Genomic DNA, 18,064 nt, shown 5'->3' on the forward strand with positions numbered 1-18,064 from the left:
AGGGCGAATATCAACTTACTGATTTTCGCCCTTTTTGTGAATCATAGTGGTTTTAATTCAAGAATCATTTTTTGATAGTTTTTTATAAATAATTCCATTTATTTAATCCAATGCAAATAAATTTATAAATTGCTAGTCTGTGGATTTTCTCCTCAAAGACTACATCACACAAATAACGTGAATCTTTATTAAATCAAAATTACATCAAAAAATGTACGACTATTTAATTGTTGGTTCCGGGCTTTTTGGAGCAACTTTTGCTTATGAAGTTTCGAGAATTCACAAAAAGGTTTTAGTATTAGACAGAAGAAAAAATGTCGGTGGAAACGTTTACTGTGAAGCGGTTGAAGGCATAAATGTTCATAAATTTGGGCCCCATATTTTTCATACTAATAATGAAGATATTTGGAATTTTGTAAATAAGTTTGTTCGCTTTAATAGGTTTACTTATTCACCTCTTGCCAACTACAAAGGCAATCTCTACAATTTGCCTTTTAATATGAATACTTTCTACCAGATGTGGGGAATTAAATCTCCTGAGGAAGTAAAGTCAATCATTCAAAACCAAGTAAATAGCTCCGGAATAATAGTTCCGGATAATCTCGAAGAACAAGCAATATCTTTGGTTGGTAAAGATATTTACGAAATTTTAATAAAAGAATACACGGAAAAGCAGTGGGGTAGGCCAGCAAGAGAACTTCCTGCATTTATAATTAAAAGATTACCAGTAAGATTTACCTTTGATAATAACTATTTTAATGACAAATTTCAAGGTATACCAGAAGGCGGTTATAATTTGCTAGTGGCTTCTCTGCTTAGAGGAATTGAAGTAAGACTCAATGTTAATTTTCTTGATGATAGGGGGTATTGGGAATCCATTGCAAAGAAGATTGTCTTTACCGGGCCTTTAGATGAACTTTTCGGGTATGAAGATGGTGCTCTTGAATATCGGTCATTGCGATTTGAGGAGCAAATACTCTCAACTGAAAATTATCAAGGAGTTGCAGTAATGAATTTTACCGGCAAAGAGGTTCCATATACCAGGATTATAGAGCATAAGCATTTTGAGTTTAATAAAGGGCCTAATACTGTTATAACTAAGGAATTTCCAATGAATTGGTTTAAAGGTTCAGAACCGTACTATCCGATAAATAACAAAGCTAATGAAGCTTTGCATAGAAAATACAAAAGGAAATCAGACAGGCTTAAGAATTATATTTTTGGAGGAAGATTAGCTGATTATCAGTATTATGATATGCATCAAGTAATTGGTTCTGCGCTCTCATTGGCTAAAAAAGAAATTCTTCAATCAGATGATAATAGTTACGATTAATTAAAGAATGGTGATAAATCAACTCAGGTTTTCGTTACTTTATTTTTGAGTTTTTGAGAAATGACTTGTCATAGATTTTCTATTAAGGAAATTGTTAATTTTGTTCCGTTTCAAACGAACTGGTATTATATATTATAAACAATGAATAAACACGCATACTTAATTATTGCACACAATAATCCATGGCAGTTATCTATTTTAATTGAGCTTTTAGATGATGAAAGAAATGATATTTATATTTTGATAGATATCAAATCAAATTTATCGGAAAATCAAATATTGTATAAACCAAAATATGCAAACTTAATCGTTTTGAAAGACCTTAATAGGAAAATTTATTGGGGTGGTATTAGCTTAATAATGGCTGAATTATATTTATTGGAAATTGCGCAACGCCATCATCAATATAGTTATTATCATCTACTCTCTGGTATGGATTTACCATTGAAGACACAAGATTTCCTTCATTCATTTTTCGGGCAAACTTCCAAGGAATTTGTAGGATTTGATGACCATCACCTTAAATCTGCTCAATGGAAAACTGAAAGGTATCATTTTTTTGTTGAAGGGTTTAATTACCGGAAAAAAAAGATTTATAAATACTTACGGAATGGTCTGGTTTTGATTCAGAAAATTCTGTTTATCAAAAGAAAACGTGAATTTGCAAAATACTACCATGGGTCAGCATTCTTTTCTATTTCTCTTGCGTTTGCAAAGCATCTTATTAACAAAAAGTCTATTATTGAGAAGTCATATAAGCATACGATATGTTGTGATGAGGTGTTCATTCAGACAGAATTGATGAATTCTGAATTTGAAAGAAATGTTTCATCTTCTGTTGCTAAAGGTAGAGAAAATATGAGGCTGATCGATTGGTCAAGACGCGAAGGGAATACTCCATATACCTGGAGAATTCAAGATTTTGACGAAATGATAAAGTCTCCATATTTTTTTGCAAGAAAAGTAGATGAGAATGTTGATAAGGAGATAATTCTAAAAATTCGCCAATATTTAATAGGCGAGCATGTGTAACCTTAGCCATTGAATTAACCACCCAAAAAAGCCTTGAAGCGCTCAATGGCATTGGCAATTATTTCATTTTCTTGCGTAGTTAGTGGGTAAACGGGTGCAACTTCGATATGTAATGTTCCGTTTTTTACTATCCTTTGCCATGAACCGACAATTACACCGTTGATAACCACCATACGGTTATAGGCAAAAACGGCTTGTTCTTCATTTGGGGCTTTTGATGGTAATATAGCATTTCTGTTTTTGTAGGCTATACCGTATTCGTCATAATCCGGCATCAGGAAAGAATGGTTCGGATGCTTTAAATCTTTAGTGCCGGCTGGTTTGAAAATGTACTCCTGACCATCAATTTTGGTTTTTGCAAAGTCTGATGGCAGATTATTAACCCCTTTGGTGGCATCTTTTGTAGTCAGGCCAGACCACCACACAAAATCCTGCACGGTTGCCGGGCCACGGCTGGTAAAATATCTTTTCACTAACTCAGTTAATGCTTCTTCCTGCGTAAAAGGCCTTGTTGAGGCAACTCTTTCATCTAGTAAGGCATAAGTAAATTGTTTGCCCTGCCTGGGGCCGCTACAGATAATTCCGTCTAGTTCAGCCTGCATCATCAGGCAGCTTAGACCTACACCATCTGTTGTTATTCCTGCTTCAACAAAGGCTTCATTGAGGGCATTGCGGGTTAGAAATTTACCGCCTTCCAGTTGCTGAATGATAATTGCATTGCATTTACTGAAAACGTTGTTGTCAAGTCCGTTTTTTCTGTACTGATAGGCATTAAAGGCATGCACGCGCGGAGCCGTTAAGGCCAGAAGCCACCGGATATCGGCTGGTGCAACAAAATGCCAGGTTGGCCGCATCAGGTGTGTACGCAGTATTCTGCCTTCATTGAAGGCCTGTTCAATAGCTGATTCATTCAGATTGTTAGCTCTTAATGCAATGGCCCATTTTGCCATCGCATATTCCTGCGACTGCATAGCGCCCATCCATGATACCACCTGTTCGGGTGTAATAAACGCTGGCTCACTCAGTTGCTGATTATAAAGCCGCGAAGTTATGATGTCAATCTTTGTCATTAGTTAAGTACTATCCGTTTGCTTTAAAAAGTACAGTAAATGTTTGAGATTTTTCAGAGAAACAGTACTTGCGAAAGTGTTTCGCTGAGCATGGAATTATCTTATCGGATAAGTCAGTTAATAAAACCTGTTGAGTTTTATTACAAGAAGTACAAACGAGTAATTCAACTTATTGTATGTTGTTTCTACGGAGCATCAGCAGATTAATTCTGATGCGGTTATATTGTTGTAAAAAAATCGGATAGATATTGTAGGCAACATTGGCAAGTGATATAAAAATGCCCCATGCTATCAACCCTTTAATGAACGCATAAATGCCTAAACAAAGAAAAAAGACAAATACAAGGTAGTGGAACTTCTCATTGACAGCAGACTTGGCCAAAACCTTCTTAAAAGATTGTTTGCTTTCAATGTACCTGTACTCAGGGTGACTGTTTTTAACAATGTTATTTACCAGGTCGCCGTCCTGCGTATATTTTTTAATAAATCTTACACCTATTTTTCTGTATAAGTGTTGGCTTTTACTTAGTCTTATACGGGCAAGCCATGAAGTTGGAACAAAAATGACCGGGCAACTGATAAGCAGAAACCAGTAAAGTACGTTGAGCGGCAAATGTTGGATACAGAAATAGATAACCGGAGTAAAAGCCAGTGTAGACCAGAAAAAATTGATTAGCTGGTTATAAATAACAAGTGCTTTAGGGCTTTTATTTTGCCTGTTTTTCATTTGCAAGGCAGATTCCAGTCTGTAAAACAAACTAAAACCCATTTTTGCGAACGGGTTTATATCTCGTCGTAATTCAGTATAATCAAGTAAATTAAAAATCGTAGCCTAGAGATAGGTAAAACTTGGGCTTGCCTACTTCTGCATCTTCAAGCCCCCAGGCGTAATCGGCTTTTACAAAATAACCCAGAATAGTAGTTCTTACTCCTGCGCCGTAGCCAATCAGAAAAGGATTTTTAAAGTTGGTAACCTGGGCACTGAATGGATTTGCTCCACCTCCGATTTGTTCAGTATTCAGGCTATTCTGGCGATTAAAAGGTCCTTTACTACCATACCAGGCAGTGCCAATATCACTAAAGCCCACAAACTGCATATTGCGAAGGAAGCTTGAAGAAAACGAACCTTTAGAAAAATACTGAGCTAACGGAAGCCTGAGCTCAAAATTAGTCAGCAAGTGGCTGGTGCCAAACAATTTGGCAAAATTAAAGCCTCTCAGGTTACCGGCATAGTCGAAGAAAAGAATGTCGCGCAAATCGTTCGGTATACCATCCATTTGTCCGTTAGATGGTTCAATGGTTCGGTTAACAGAATTTTCTACACCACCCAGAAAAGTAACTTTAGGTGAATTGCCCAATGAACGGCTGTAAGATAATCTGGCTGCAAAAATAAAGGTATTCAATAAGCGCTGATAATGCCGCGCATCAACCACCAGCCTGCTGAAATTACCGCTGCCGGAAGCAAGACTATAATTGCGCTCTAAACGCAGTTTGGCTCTTGTACCCAAAAGAACTTTGCTATAAAGCGGTGTGGTGTTGTCAAATACAACTTCTGCTTTATATCCCAGGTAGTTAGTGGTAAGTGTTTTGGTGCTTAGGTCAAGTAAATTAATATCTGTTGTAGTAAGAAAAAACGGAGAAATACCTACCCTAAGTTTATTACTTATAGGATAATTGGCATAAGCCGAAAACTTGTTATAGAATAACCGGCGGTCAATAGACGCGGTGGCAGCAGAAGGAAGATTGATTTTTAAAGGCTTGAACAAATACATACTTCTGCTGTCGAGCTCACCCAGAGACACTGAACGGCGGAAAATGCCCAAGCCCCAGTCAATCTTTTTTGCATTATTATTGTATTCAAGCTGAATATCATGATTACGTATGATTGGCGCAATAAACAACCCGATTTTCAGATTATGGTTTTCAAGTAAATCATTTAGCACCAGTGTATTTTTCATACCAATACGGCGCACCGGATCCATCAGAAATTCAGTTTTTATATCATTGGCAATCATGATATTTTCATACGCGAAAGGCCCTTTTATTTTCAGGGTTTCACGGTAACGACCTGGTTTCGGAGAAGTTTTATCGCCTGCATCAACCTTATTTTTACCAGTTTCATTGGCCAACGACTTCATGACGTTTTCAGCATCAAATTCATAGTTATCGGTATCTACTTCTCCTTTTTGAAGTACCAGTTTTTCTTTGGGCTTGCTTAATTCAATGCGCGGAGAAACCGAAGGCCGGTTTATGGTTGCTTCTTCAATCTTCGGAGTCGCATTGGCATAGGCGCCACTCACATAAAATTCTTTCCATTCTTTTAGAAAGCGGTTATATGAGATACCCAGTGTACTGGTGATGCTCGACTCTTCCGTGCGGATGATTCGGGTCAGGTTCAGGATATTTGAGATATTATCTTTACCGTATCGCAAGGCAATATAGGTCCAGATAGATTGCCCGACAAGCTCTGCATCTTTGCCTTCCAGGTTAGAAATTTTCTTGTCTTTATTTTTCAATACGGCAATCCGCAGGCGGTCCAGGGTTGCAGGGCTTTCGCTGTTTTCTGAAATATAGGCCGCAATTCCAGCCATATACCATTCAGGCACGGTAAGTAGCAGAGAACTCTGCAGTACTTCTTTCAGCGAGCCTCCGTATAGCATATCGTAAACGAACAAGCGCGAAATTTGTCTGATTAACTCCTGCCTGAAGGTTTCTTCTTTGCCTGTGTATGCAATCTGCACGCGCGATTTGGCCAGATTGAGAATACCTCCGTCTAAATCAACAGGTGCCGTAAGGCCTATGTTGCTTTGCGCCAGGTCTTTAGGCGAATTATAAAGAAATATCTTCATGGTTGTAAAAGGCGTGTAGCCTAACAACTCGGTAATACGGTCATATTCTTCTTCAGAAAACTTGGCTGCATTGCGGGCAATTTTATCGCCTCCTCTGTAGTAATTGAATTCAAAATTATTGCTGGTGAGCGTTACCCATTCAAATCTCTTTTCCTGAATACGGTTTTTGCCAAATTCTTCTTGTGTAGAGGCAAAGTAGTTCTGAGCAGAAGCAGATGATACACCAATGCAAATAAGAGCGTTAATGGCAAACAAGCGAGCAATATTTCGTTGAAAAGTAGAGATTTTTTTCATAGCTCTCTGTATATATCCCGCTCCTTGGTTCGGGTTTCAGACTTTGTTTTCTGGTTTAAGGTATTATGCTTTATCCTGTAACGAATATAACGAATAAAATCTTCGAATGTTAGACTCCGCGGGCAAATCTTTCTTGCTTTCTAAAAAATATAACATCTCCTGTGCAAAATAAGGCGCCAGAGAAACCCCCTTGGTGCCTAAACCGTTAAACGAATAGACGTTGCCGTGTGCAGGATGGTTGCCTAGAAATGGGCGGCGGTCTTTAGTTGTAGGTCTGATACCCGCCTGCTGGTCAATAACCTGGTACGGGATTTTGAGAAATTTATCAATTTTACCGGTTATACTTTCCAGGCTCTCTTGTGTCGGTAGCCAGTCTAACTGGTTCCAGCTATACGTTGACCCAAAACGGTATTGCTGATTGCCTAAAGGAATAATCCATGCCCCCTGATTAACAATTTCTTTAATTGAATAGTCAGTCATGGTTGCAATAAGTGTTTCTCCTTTGGCGGGGTTAAATGGCAGCCAGTTAAAATAGGGGTTCTGCATGGCGTAGTACCCATCGCAGAAAATTATTTTTGGGGCGCTGAAAGTTTTGTAGGAAACCTTCTCGTTAGCAAGCACCAAAGCGGGGTAATCAAATTTTTCGGCCTGATATACAGCCTTTTGAACGAAAAGTTTTTTTAATGCACTCAACATGAGAGGTACATCTACCCACCCGGCTAATGTGGTATACAAGCCACCGAGACTGTTTTCAATTGACGGATATTGATTGGGTTTTACCAGTTGAATATATTTGGATAAATCGTATTCATCAGTCAGTTGCAGAAAATGTCTTCGCTGTTGTTCGTTGGCATAGGGTCTGAACAGATTGGTTTCGTAATAAAAGCGGGTGTGCGTTTCTTTTTCGAGTGTAAGATAAAACTCTCTGGAAAAAGGAAAAAGCGTATCTGCCAGCCAGGTTTTGTCCAGGTTTTTACCGGTTACAGGGTTAAAAATGCCACCGGCTACAGCCGATGAGGTTGGTAGCGATTCATCATTCAGAATAACAACGCGCTTATCTGCCTTCACGATCTGATAAGCCAGTACAGAACCCGCAATACCTTGCCCCACTATGATGTAGTCAAACTCCTGCATAGATTTACATTGAACCGTTCTTTAACTTTTTGCTGAGCGCTTCGTCTGCCAGCAGGCATACTACATCCACCTGTTCATCAAGCGTCATGAAAGACGTATCTACTTCTATGGCATCATCTGCTTTTCTTAACGGACTTTCCTTACGGGTGGTATCTATCAGGTCTCTTTTTCTTATGTTTTCAATAATATCTTCCAGGTCAACCAGATCTCCCCTTTCTGATAACTCTATCTGGCGGCGATTAGCCCTTATCAGTGGGTCGGCGGTCATAAATATCTTCAGTTCAGCATCCGGGAAAACCACCGTGCCTATATCACGTCCATCCATTACTACTCCTTTTTTTTTGCCCATGCGGCGTTGTTGGGCTACCATGGCATGCCTTACGGCAGCTACTGCGCTTACTTCACTTACCTGATTGGCAATGTACAGCTTTCTGATTTCATCTTCAACGTTAAGGCCATTCAGATAGGTCTCGTTCCGACCGTCGTTCGCATTCCTCCTGAACTCAATATGAATGTTTTCAAGCGCTTTTTCAACTTCTTTGTCGTTAGTGAGGGTAATCAGGTGTTCATGAAAATAGAGTGTTACCGAACGGTACATGGCACCAGTATCGATATAGGTATAACCCAGTTTTTTTGCCACTCTTTTGGCCGTGGTGCTTTTGCCACAGCTGGAGTACCCATCAACGGCAATAGTAATTTTTTGCATTCAATCAGAAAGTTTTTGCAAAGAAAAATCTATTTTGCGAGAGTAACAATCTGTCTGGACAGGTTTTGTCGAATTTTAAATTATCAATGGGTGTCATTTTAAATGTTTAATGATGAAAACAGTAGCCATTTTTATTTTTGATGAGGTAGAAGTACTCGATTTTACCGGGCCCTTCGAGATTTTTGGTGTTGCCGGAAAACAAGGCGGAGGAGAAGGCTTTTTTGAAGTATTTACAGTTGCTGAAAAACCGCAGATAGCTGCCAGAAATAACCTGCAGGTGGTGCCAACCTATACTTTAGAAAATTGCCCGGTGCCTGATATTCTTTTGATACCGGGTGGGGGAGGTTTTAAACCGGATGGCACACCTTACGGAACCCGCCGCGAAATGAATAATGAAAAGCTACTGGACTGGGTAAAGGCAATGAATGAAAAAGTAGAATTGCTTTTGTCTGTCTGTACGGGTTCGCTTATTCTGGCAAAGGCAAATTTGCTAAATGGGCTGTCGGCCACCACACACTTTAAAGCAGTTGAACAAATGCGGGCTGTGGCACCAGACACTACATTACTACCGGAAGAACGTTGGGTTGATAACGGACGGATTATTCTTTCGGCAGGGGTATCGGCGGGTATTGATATGGCTTTGTATGTAGTTGCCAAACTGCATGGGAAGGAGGTAGCTGATGAAACGGCGAGGTATATTCAGTATGATTATTGGAAGTAGGAAAGTGTATTATATTTTATCACCAAATTCTACGTCGGGTTCCACTATAATTCTTTCTGAGTTTTTATGAAACCGCACCAAAAAAGTTATTCGTATTTTATATTCCCGGGTTGTTACTTTTTGAGCTGCAAAAAGTAACGCAAGACTAGCCGTCCGCAAAGCAGCCCATCATTCCAACTTGCACAATCAAAAATCCGACAATCTCTCTCGCATGGTTATATACATTCCACGATTTTTAATTGTGAACTAGCCGTCCGCCTCAAAAGGAATGACGTAATAAGGTATTCGATTTTAGTTGTTATTTTATTATCAAGGTAGTGTATTATTCCTCCGCCCAACTCTGTGTTAAACTTCGGGATACTCCGTGGATTAAGGTTTATAAAATTAAAGTCAGGTTTTAATTATTAGCTGTCTTTAACTGCTGTTTTATATATCCATAAACCCCATTAAAATCATCCGCATTGAACCATTGGAAATTATCCTGGTTTTTGAACCAGGTTATTTGCCGCTTGGCATATCGTCTTGAATTGCGTTTCAATAACTCTATCATCGTCGGGTAGTCAAAATCTCCATCCAGATACTCAAATACTTCTTTATAGCCTACTGTTTGTAAAGCATTATGATTTCTGAATGCCGTTACACCATTTACTTCGTCTACCAAACCATTCGCCAGCATCATATCCATTCGTCGGTTAATGCGGTCGTAGAGTTCTTCTCTCGGGCGTTCAATACCAATTTTTATGCATTGAAAGCTTCGTTCAACCTTATGGTTCTTATGAAATTCAGAGAAAGGTCTGCCGGCACTTAAGCAAACTTCCAGAGCCCTCACCACACGCTGAGAGTTTTGTAAATCGGCGGTGGTGCAATACTCGGGGTCTAGTTTTTTTAACTCCCCGGCCAGTACCTCAAGACCTTCAGTTTCAAGTCTGTTCATCAGGGTTTCCCGAATTTCTAAAGGTGCTTCGGGCATCTCATCTAATCCGTCGGTAATGGCTTTTACAAAAAGGCCGGAACCGCCAGTCATAATAGCAACATCTTTTCGTTTGAAGATATCTTCTTCCAATAACCTGATGGCATCTCTTTCAAAATCTCCGGCGCTGTAATAGTCAGTTATATGATGAGAATCAATGAAATGATGGATAACACCATCCATTTCTTCTGGGGTTGGTTTGGCAGTGCCAATGCTTAGTTCTTTATAAAATTGCCGTGAATCGGCTGAAATAATTTCAGTTTGAAGCAAATGTGCCAGCCTGATAGACAAGTCTGTTTTGCCTACGGCAGTAGGGCCAACAATAAGAATAAGGTATTTTTGAGAGGTTATTGCCAAGTGAATTTGAAATACTGTCTGGCTGCAAAATTAGATAAAATAATAATTGATGTAGCAAAAATCACTCAATCGCTAATCATTTAAACGCAGCAATACCCGTAATGGCATGGCCCAATATAAGCAGGTGAATGTCATGTGTGCCCTCATAGGTTACAACTGACTCGAGGTTCATCTGGTGGCGCATAATCGAATACTCTCCGGTTATGCCCATGCCTCCATGAATCTGGCGAGCTTCACGGGCTATATCTAGAGCCATGGCTACGTTGTTACGCTTAGCCAACGATATTTGTGCCGTAGTGGCTTTATCTTGATTTTTCAGATTCCCAAGTCGCCAGCAAATCAGTTGGGCTTTGGTAATTTCGGTAAGCATTTCGGCCAGTTTCTTTTGCGTAAGCTGAAAAGAAGCAATGGGCTTGTCGAACTGTATGCGCTCCATGGCATATCTTCTGGCAGCCTCGTAACAGTCCATCGCTGCTCCTAAGGCACCCCATGCTATGCCGTAGCGTGCATTGTCAAGGCAGGCCATCGGGGCTTTCAATCCGTCAGCCTCAGGCAATATGTTTGCTTTGGGTACTCTTACATTATTAAAGACCAGTTCGCCGGTTATACTGGCACGTAACGACCACTTGCCGTGTATTTCTGGTGTGCTGAAGCCTTCCATGCCACGTTCAACAATCAGGCCCTTGATGCGACCCTGCTCATTTTTTGCCCATACAACTGCCACATCTGCCTTGGGGGCATTAGATATCCACATTTTTGCACCGTTCAGAACCACGTGGTCTCCGGCTTCAACAAAGTGGGTCGTCATGCCACCAGGGTTTGAGCCAAAGTCAGGTTCTGTTAACCCAAAACAGCCTAAAAACTCTCCACTACCCAGCCTGGGCAGAAATTTCTGCTTTTGCTCTTCACTGCCGAATTTGTAAATAGGAAACATAACCAGCGAGCCCTGCACTGAAGCCGTTGAACGCATGCCGGAATCGCCGCGTTCAATTTCCTGCATCATCAGGCCATAAGATATATAATCCAGACTCTGCCCTCCGTATTCTAAAGGAATAGTAGGGCCAAAGACCCCCATATCTCCCATACTTTTTACCAGATGCTCAGGGAAAACGCATCTCTGAGCCGCATCTTCAATAATGGGTGATATTTCACGCTTTACAAAACTACGCACCGCCGAGCGAATCATCAGATGTTCTTCGGTCAGTAAATCATCTATGCCATAAAAATCAGGCGATTCAAACTCATCTCTTTTGTTAGAGCGATGGAAGTCTTGTTGAGAAGCAATCATAATTGTAAGTAAGTTGAGGCCTCAAATGTAAGCAAACTAGAGTTCAAGCACAATCTGATTGCGCAGAATATCCTCCATGGTTTCACGCTGACGAATCAATTTCGCCTCTCCATTATAAATCAATATCTCTGCCGGGCGGAAACGGGAATTATAGTTTGACGCCATAGAAAAACCATAAGCGCCTGCATTTTTAATTACCAGAATATCGCCCTCTTTTACTTTCGGAATCGTACGGTCTTTGCCCAGAGTATCGGTTTCGCAGATGTACCCTACAATATCATAAGTCTCTTTTTCTTTACCTTCAGGATCTGACCCATTGATGATATCATGGTAGGCGTCGTACATCATAGGCCGAATGAGGTGATTAAGGCCTGAATCAACACCTACAAAATTACGGCCCGGGTTATGCTTCACCACATTGGCTGTTACCAGTAAATAACCGCACTCGCTTACCAGAAATTTACCGGGCTCAAACCAAAGCTGAACATCCTTACCATACTGCCGGCAAAAATCGTTAAACACTTTTACTACACTTTTACCCAGCTTTTCCATGTCTGTTACGTGGTCGTCTTCTTTGTAGGCCACTTTAAAGCCCGAACCCAGGTCAAGAAATTCCAGATTCGGAAAGTATTTAAAAGCTAATTCAAATAGTTTTTCGGCTGCCTCAATAATCACATTCGCATTTTTGAAATCAGAACCCGTATGCTGATGCAAGCCTGTAACTTTTAAATCATACTTTTGTACAATTTCATAAATTTCAGGTGCCTGCTCAATAGAAATGCCGAACTTGGAGTCTTTATGGCCGGTAGAAATTTTCAGGGTTCCACCCTCCATGATATGCGGGTTAATTCGCAGACAGATAGGTTGAGAATTTCCGTAGGTTTGTCCGAATTTCTCAAGCAAAGGCAACGAGTCAAGATTCATTCTTAAACCCATGGCTACGGCTTCCTGAACTTCAGAAAATGCCACACCACTTGGGGTATATTGTATCTGATGCGGCTCATAACCTGCCAGAATTGCCAGATGTGCTTCCTGTGTTGATACCACGTCTATATCTACGCCGTTCTTTCGCATCAGCTTCATGATGTTGATGTTGGTAAGCGCTTTGCAGGCATATTTCAGTTTTAGGTTACTACCAGCAAAGGCAGTACGCATTTTACTGATTTGCTCTTCAATTTTGTGGCCGTCATAAACATAGAGCGGTGTGCCGAACTGGCTGGCTAGAGACTCAACTGTGAAATTCTGAATTGAAAACATGGTTTTTCTGCTTGAAACAGAGGTTTATGGGTTATAATATGCTTATATGTTAATATAAAGAAACACAGAGGATATAGCCGCTCTGTGTTTCCTGATGTAATCAATATTTTTGTATTTGCTTTAAAACGGCAGGTCGTCCTGTCCTTCTTCGGCAGAAACCAGAAACTCAGGTGCTGCAGGTTTACTGGCAACCGGTGCCGACTGCGCCGGAGCCGCATAATAAGGAGTTTCTGCTGAGGCCTCTTCTACTTTCCAGGCTCTTACGTCGGTATACCAGCGGCCGTTAAACTCGCGGCTTTCAAGGTCAAACGATACAGTTACATCTCTGCCTGCTACCAAAAGGCTTTCACTGATTCTATCTCCCCAAGCCGAAATACATACTCTTTTGGGGTATTGGCCTTCGGTTTCAATTACAAAATCCTGCTTTTTCCAAACGCCATTTTTTCCTTGTCCTGTCTGTAGTGGCAACAACTGTACTATTTTACCTGTAATTTCCATCTCTTTAAAATTTTATTTCTGCTAAAGGCGACAAAGATACGAATCATAGGGCATAAATAAAACCGGCACTGCCAAAATACTAAACACTTAAAAGGCAAAAATAAGAACCGATTTGTTTGATGCAGCAAAGCACCCTAAGCCATTTTTTATATTGGTGGGTATGGGTACCGGCTCTACAAACGGGTTGCCATCCTGCCGGTTGTTAATACGCACAGCCCTGTGATAATTGAAATAGTTCTTGTCGGTGTTTAGAATTTCAAGGCGGATGATGCTCTTTTTGCCTGCATAACGGGTATAATAGCGCTGATTGTTTTCTGCTACTGCCTCGGTACCCGGGGTAATAATACCATTGGGGGTTGAGAGCAACTGCCCATCGCGGCTTGCATCGGTCTGGTATTGCTCCTGCCGGTTTTCTTCATCCCAATAACCGGTATAACTGATTGTTCTGATGAGGGTAGTCTGAGATTTATTGTCAGGAAAAGGAGTTAACACCATGGGCGCTTTTATTTCTGCTTTCATGGTATAGAAGTTTTCCTGCCCCGGTATGTCTTTCCAGTCAAAATTAATCCTGAAAGTAAGACGGGTAGGATTCACACGGAAGTCAGTAAGGGTGTCAATCTTGTATTTTACAATAGATGCGGCATCTTTTGGTACGGTACAGGCTGCCTCAATATTACCCATTGGTGCACTGGCTTTTATGGTGTAAGTTTCACCGGCAAGAATCGGGAACGACTTCGTGCCAAGCAAATAAACCTGCTGGGTTTTACTGTATGGTAATTCAGCCGACTGCCTTTTTGAGTTTGAGATACTTACTTTGGCATTTGCCACTGGCACGTTGGTCTGGTAGATGGTATCCTGGCCGACAACAGTATAGGTGTACCCGCTGTTTGGCTGAATACCCAGTAAAGGGTTTGATAGTGTTATTTTTACCAGAATGAGGGTGTCTTGCGGAGAAATATAAGAATGCAGGACGAGTTTTCCGGCTCCTTGGGGTAGTTTGTCTTCAGGTACGGTAGTAATGAGGCTGTCGCAAGACAGCAATCCTGAACATAAAATGACACCATATAAATAGGAAAGAAACTTCATCAGTGTTGTCAGAATTTAAAATTATAAGAAAACGCCGGCACAATCGGGAACAACGAGTACTTCTTCAATACATTTTTTTCGGCCACGGTATTGTCTGAATAAGTTATGGTTTCGGTACTTATGTTATAAAAAAACGGATTCCTGCGGTTATATACATTGTAGAGGCTAAATTCCCACGTGCGCTCATGGTGTTTAAGCTTTTTATGAAACTGAATACCGAAATCAAGCCTGTGGTATGGTTCTGCACGGTATGAGTTTTTTTCGCCATATTCATTGGCATCCTGGCTGCTCCACTGTATCCGGTTAACAATGGCCGGGGTTCTTCTGGCACTATTGAACCGGTCAATGTAGGCGCTATAAGTGGCAACTGGTAAGGTAAGGGCATTACCTGTGCCATATACCCAGGTGCCTGATATTGTAATGCGTGGAGTGAGTTCATATATTCCTACCAGCGATAGGTCATGTCGGCGGTCATATTTGGGATAAAACTTTTTGCCGGCGTTCAGTTCAGGAAACTGCCAGAGTGTCCATGATAATGTGTAGCCAATCCATCCAGACATACGCCCTGATTTACGTTGCAATAAAAATTCTCCGCCATAAGACCAGCCGTTTCCGGCTGTTACGTTGTTTTCCCAGTTTACTTCCTGCGCGCCAAGGCCGTCAAGGTTTAAGAATGTAGAACCTTCTTTATAGGCCAGTATATTACGCATATATTTATAATACCCCTCTACAGTAAGTGCCAGGTTTTGCTTAGGAAAGTCTTTGGCAATGCCTGCAGCCACCTGCCTTGAGTTTTGCGGCGCTACCTTGCGGGTGGTAGGTACCCATAAATCGGTAGGCAGACCGATACCCGTGTTAGAAAGCAAATGAACAAACTGATTCATTTCTGCATAAGAGGCTTTGGCTGACAGGTTTTCGGCCAGTTTCAAGGCCGCAGAGATGCGGGGTTCGGGCCGCAGGTAACTCTTTTGTTGGGCAATAAAATAGCTGAGCCTTAGCCCTATATTCATTTTTAGCTGGTCGGTGGCTTTCCAGGTATCTTCTCCATAAATGCCAGATTCCATTACATCAATCGGGCTGGCTTCACGCTCCAGGTTGGTCTGGCTGCTTTTGAGCACAATGGCCGACGGAATAAAACGATGACGTGTAACCGCCATGCCAATTCTGGCTGAGTGCTTAGGGTTGGGGAAATAATCAAAGTCACTCTTCAGGCCTATGTCGTTGATACGCGATTGATAATTCAGGGTGTAGTTGTCGCTACTGGTTTGAAAATCCTGATAATAACTGCCAATACCAAATTGATAACTACTAAGAATAAAAGAGGTATTGGCAAACAGTTTTTCATTAAACAGGTGATTCCAGCGGAGCGTGGTAGTAATGTTACCCCAGTTTAGGTCTGAATCATTCTTTTCGGTATCTGTTTTTGACTTGCTGTAAAATTTATCTCTGCCAAAATAGGCGCTGGCATAAACCTTGTCTTTGCGGCCGAAATCGTAGTTCAGTTTGGCATTGAGGTCATAGAAATAATAACCGCCGTCATCCTGAGTTCCGGCATCTGACTGCGCCTTGATAAACGGCCTGGCCACTACATCAAGGTAGGTTCTGCGGCCTGAAATTAAAAACGATGATTTGCCTTTTCTGATGGGCCCTTCAAGAGTCAGCCTTGACGATATCAGACCAATGCCGCCTTCGCCATGCAGTTTCTCCTTATTGCCTTCTTTCATGTTTAAGTCAATCACTGACGATAACCTGCCGCCATATCTGGCGGGGAATCCGCCTTTGGTGAGTTCCACACTTTTCAGCGCATCGCCGTTAAAAGTAGAAAAGAAACCAAAAAGATGATTGGCGTTGTACACAATGGCGTCGTCTAATATAATCAGGTTCTGATCTGCGCCTCCTCCCCGCACATAAATGCCCGACTGGCCTTCGGAGCCTTTCTGTACTCCGGGCATTAGTTGCAGCACCTTTAGTACATCTTTTTCGCCTAAAAAAGCAGGTATTTTTTTGATTTGCTGCACAGGCAGGTCTATACTGCTCATCTGAGGCGTTTCGCTTACTTTATCTTGTTGTCTTCTGGCCGACACCATCACTTCCTGCAACTGATTAGCTGTTTCCATCTCAATGTTCAACTCCAGGTTTTTCAGAAGGCTTAACTGTTTTTCAACTCGTTTGTAACCAACCATCGAGAAAATAAGTGTCAGGCTGTCAGAAGCTGAAATCGTAAGTGAGTAAAATCCATAGGTATTTGAAGCTGTGGCGATTGACGAATTCGGTAAATACACATTTACACCTATCAGTTGTTCCTGGCTTCCTTTTTCGCGGATATACCCGCTCACAGTAAATTTATTCTGAGCAGAAGCAATAGCAGTAACCATCAAGAGCAAAATGGTAAATTTAAAGCTCATGGTTTAGGGTTTGTCTTTGGGGTGTTTATGGTTAATAAACGTAATTCAGAGCAATATATTGACAATATACTCATTTTTGAAGGATATTTTGATGCAGTTATAGAGGAAAAAGAAGCAACTGTTTATTTGCTTACACAACCAGAGGCAATCTGTTTCCTAATGTTTCTACCTGCAAAGGGCTTTGTCCTTTGGTTTCGCCGTCAATTACCAGCATGAATGGGTCGGCATCAATGTTGAATTTTCTGGCCTTCCGGTAAACAACCAAAGAGGAATGAATGTGCCTGCCCGAGAAAATTAAAGGAAACAGCCGCAGCAGATGAAAAAACGAAACATGCTTAATTACCAGTACATCCAGCAGGCCATCATCCAGAACCGCAAGCGGGGCAATTTTCATAGCCTTGCCTGTGTGTTGTGTATTACAGGCCAGCACAAAACTGAAATCTCCGGCAAAGACTTCATCGTCAACCGTTACAGTTGCCTTGAACGAAGGATTCCTGAAAATATGAAAGATGGCTCCCACGCTGTATCTTAAGCCACCCAGCCAGCGTAGTTGCTCTGCTGTTTTATTAATATCTGATACCAGCCCCCAGCCAATAATATTAAAACCGTAGCTCATTTGTTCCGGAGCCGGTGCCGTCGGAAAAGTGGCTTTGAAAATGTCAATGTGCTTAATGTTGTTTTGTCTGAATTTTGCAAGCGAACTATCCCAGTCAAGATTTTTCAGGTCGTGGTTCAATGCTTTGCCACCACCACAGGGAAACAACAGAATAGGGGGTAGAGAAGTTTTTTCGGCCAGGGCATTACATATTTCGTGCATGGTGCCGTCGCCTCCAAAAACAATAATTTTTTCGTAGGGAGTCAGGTCTTCATTATGCAGAAAGTGAATAAAATGCCCTCTGTACTCACTCACAATGGTTGTATAATCGTAATTATCCAGTTGTTTTTTCAGGTACTCGCTGGCGGCCAGGCTTTTACCCGTACCCGAAAAGGGGTTTACAAGCAAAAGGAGTTTTTTGCACATTTTACAGAAGGTTAATATAAGGGTTCTATTGAATAGGTTAAAT

At 41.2% G+C, this 18,064-nt stretch carries 15 protein-coding genes; 3 read left to right on the forward strand and 12 right to left on the reverse strand.

What is annotated here, in order from left to right:
* The first annotated feature begins 211 nt into the window (after nt 1-211).
* Nucleotides 212-1,333 (forward strand): UDP-galactopyranose mutase, encoded by a 1,122-nt coding sequence (gene glf / locus MB380_RS04720; protein WP_253533662.1) that lies wholly within the window; start codon nt 212-214, stop codon nt 1,331-1,333.
* Nucleotides 1,334-1,474: 141 nt separating this feature from the next.
* Entirely contained in the window at nt 1,475-2,365 is an 891-nt protein-coding gene (locus MB380_RS04725) for a beta-1,6-N-acetylglucosaminyltransferase (RefSeq protein WP_253533663.1), read from the forward strand.
* Nucleotides 2,366-2,379: 14 nt separating this feature from the next.
* Here MB380_RS04725 and MB380_RS04730 read toward each other — a convergent pair whose 3' ends face one another.
* From MB380_RS04730 to cmk, 5 genes are all read right to left on the reverse strand, one after another.
* A complete protein-coding gene (locus MB380_RS04730; protein WP_253533664.1) occupies nt 2,380-3,435 on the reverse strand; it encodes a winged helix DNA-binding domain-containing protein in 1,056 nt (351 codons plus the stop codon).
* 169 nt (nt 3,436-3,604) lie between these two features.
* Nucleotides 3,605-4,162, reverse strand: coding sequence for a hypothetical protein (locus MB380_RS04735; RefSeq protein ID WP_253533665.1), 558 nt, complete (start codon nt 4,160-4,162; stop codon nt 3,605-3,607).
* A gap of 91 nt (nt 4,163-4,253) precedes the next feature.
* Nucleotides 4,254-6,578, reverse strand: coding sequence for a hypothetical protein (locus MB380_RS04740; RefSeq protein ID WP_253533666.1), 2,325 nt, complete (start codon nt 6,576-6,578; stop codon nt 4,254-4,256).
* A gap of 63 nt (nt 6,579-6,641) precedes the next feature.
* Complete coding sequence (locus tag MB380_RS04745; protein WP_253533667.1) at nt 6,642-7,712, reverse strand: FAD-binding oxidoreductase; 1,071 nt, start codon at nt 7,710-7,712, stop codon at nt 6,642-6,644.
* A gap of 4 nt (nt 7,713-7,716) precedes the next feature.
* Nucleotides 7,717-8,418, reverse strand: a complete 702-nt coding sequence (gene cmk, locus MB380_RS04750; protein WP_101727556.1) for a (d)CMP kinase — start codon at nt 8,416-8,418, stop codon at nt 7,717-7,719.
* A gap of 109 nt (nt 8,419-8,527) precedes the next feature.
* Between cmk and MB380_RS04755 the strand changes: the two genes are divergently transcribed.
* Nucleotides 8,528-9,139 (forward strand): DJ-1/PfpI family protein, encoded by a 612-nt coding sequence (locus MB380_RS04755; protein WP_310587368.1) that lies wholly within the window; start codon nt 8,528-8,530, stop codon nt 9,137-9,139.
* 397 nt (nt 9,140-9,536) lie between these two features.
* On the opposite strand, the gene miaA is transcribed toward MB380_RS04755, so the two are convergent.
* The 7 genes from miaA to MB380_RS04790 all read right to left on the reverse strand — a co-directional run bounded on the left by miaA (nt 9,537) and on the right by MB380_RS04790 (nt 18,021).
* A complete protein-coding gene (gene miaA, locus MB380_RS04760) occupies nt 9,537-10,466 on the reverse strand; it encodes a tRNA (adenosine(37)-N6)-dimethylallyltransferase MiaA (RefSeq protein ID WP_253533668.1) in 930 nt (309 codons plus the stop codon).
* 76 nt (nt 10,467-10,542) lie between these two features.
* Complete coding sequence (locus MB380_RS04765) at nt 10,543-11,754, reverse strand: acyl-CoA dehydrogenase family protein (protein WP_253533669.1); 1,212 nt, start codon at nt 11,752-11,754, stop codon at nt 10,543-10,545.
* Between the two features lie 36 nt (nt 11,755-11,790).
* Entirely contained in the window at nt 11,791-13,011 is a 1,221-nt protein-coding gene (gene lysA / locus MB380_RS04770; protein ID WP_253533670.1) for a diaminopimelate decarboxylase, read from the reverse strand.
* A 120-nt stretch (nt 13,012-13,131) separates the two neighbouring features.
* Nucleotides 13,132-13,509, reverse strand: a complete 378-nt coding sequence (locus MB380_RS04775) for a DUF3127 domain-containing protein (protein ID WP_253533671.1) — start codon at nt 13,507-13,509, stop codon at nt 13,132-13,134.
* A gap of 87 nt (nt 13,510-13,596) precedes the next feature.
* The gene (locus MB380_RS04780; RefSeq protein ID WP_253533672.1) at nt 13,597-14,595 is read right to left on the reverse strand and encodes a DUF4249 domain-containing protein; all 999 of its coding nucleotides are present in this window, start codon (nt 14,593-14,595) and stop codon (nt 13,597-13,599) included.
* An 8-nt stretch (nt 14,596-14,603) separates the two neighbouring features.
* Nucleotides 14,604-17,000: a TonB-dependent receptor gene (locus MB380_RS04785; RefSeq protein WP_253533673.1), complete on the reverse strand. Its 2,397-nt coding sequence runs from the start codon at nt 16,998-17,000 to the stop codon at nt 14,604-14,606.
* A gap of 130 nt (nt 17,001-17,130) precedes the next feature.
* On the reverse strand, nt 17,131-18,021 hold the full coding sequence (locus MB380_RS04790; protein WP_253533674.1) for a diacylglycerol kinase family protein: 891 nt from the start codon (nt 18,019-18,021) through the stop codon (nt 17,131-17,133).
* Between the last annotated feature and the right edge of the window lie 43 nt (nt 18,022-18,064).

It is taken from the genome of Emticicia sp. 21SJ11W-3 (genome assembly GCF_024138715.1).
Lineage (GTDB): Bacteria > Bacteroidota > Bacteroidia > Cytophagales > Spirosomataceae > Emticicia > Emticicia fluvialis.

Bases quoted from the DNA above. Each gene is read 5' to 3' on its own strand.
- glf (WP_253533662.1), top strand. From the start codon at position 212: ATGTACGACTATTTAATTGTTGGTTCCGGGCTTTTTGGAGCAACTTTT.
- MB380_RS04725 (WP_253533663.1), top strand. From the start codon at position 1,475: ATGAATAAACACGCATACTTAATTATTGCACACAATAATCCATGGCAG.
- MB380_RS04730 (WP_253533664.1), bottom strand. From the start codon at position 3,435: ATGACAAAGATTGACATCATAACTTCGCGGCTTTATAATCAGCAACTG.
- MB380_RS04735 (WP_253533665.1), bottom strand. From the start codon at position 4,162: ATGAAAAACAGGCAAAATAAAAGCCCTAAAGCACTTGTTATTTATAAC.
- MB380_RS04740 (WP_253533666.1), bottom strand. From the start codon at position 6,578: ATGAAAAAAATCTCTACTTTTCAACGAAATATTGCTCGCTTGTTTGCC.
- MB380_RS04745 (WP_253533667.1), bottom strand. From the start codon at position 7,712: ATGCAGGAGTTTGACTACATCATAGTGGGGCAAGGTATTGCGGGTTCT.
- cmk (WP_101727556.1), bottom strand. From the start codon at position 8,418: ATGCAAAAAATTACTATTGCCGTTGATGGGTACTCCAGCTGTGGCAAA.
- MB380_RS04755 (WP_310587368.1), top strand. From the start codon at position 8,528: ATGATGAAAACAGTAGCCATTTTTATTTTTGATGAGGTAGAAGTACTC.
- MB380_RS04765 (WP_253533669.1), bottom strand. From the start codon at position 11,754: ATGATTGCTTCTCAACAAGACTTCCATCGCTCTAACAAAAGAGATGAG.
- lysA (WP_253533670.1), bottom strand. From the start codon at position 13,011: ATGTTTTCAATTCAGAATTTCACAGTTGAGTCTCTAGCCAGCCAGTTC.
- MB380_RS04775 (WP_253533671.1), bottom strand. From the start codon at position 13,509: ATGGAAATTACAGGTAAAATAGTACAGTTGTTGCCACTACAGACAGGA.
- MB380_RS04780 (WP_253533672.1), bottom strand. From the start codon at position 14,595: ATGAAGTTTCTTTCCTATTTATATGGTGTCATTTTATGTTCAGGATTG.
- MB380_RS04785 (WP_253533673.1), bottom strand. From the start codon at position 17,000: ATGAGCTTTAAATTTACCATTTTGCTCTTGATGGTTACTGCTATTGCT.
- MB380_RS04790 (WP_253533674.1), bottom strand. From the start codon at position 18,021: ATGTGCAAAAAACTCCTTTTGCTTGTAAACCCCTTTTCGGGTACGGGT.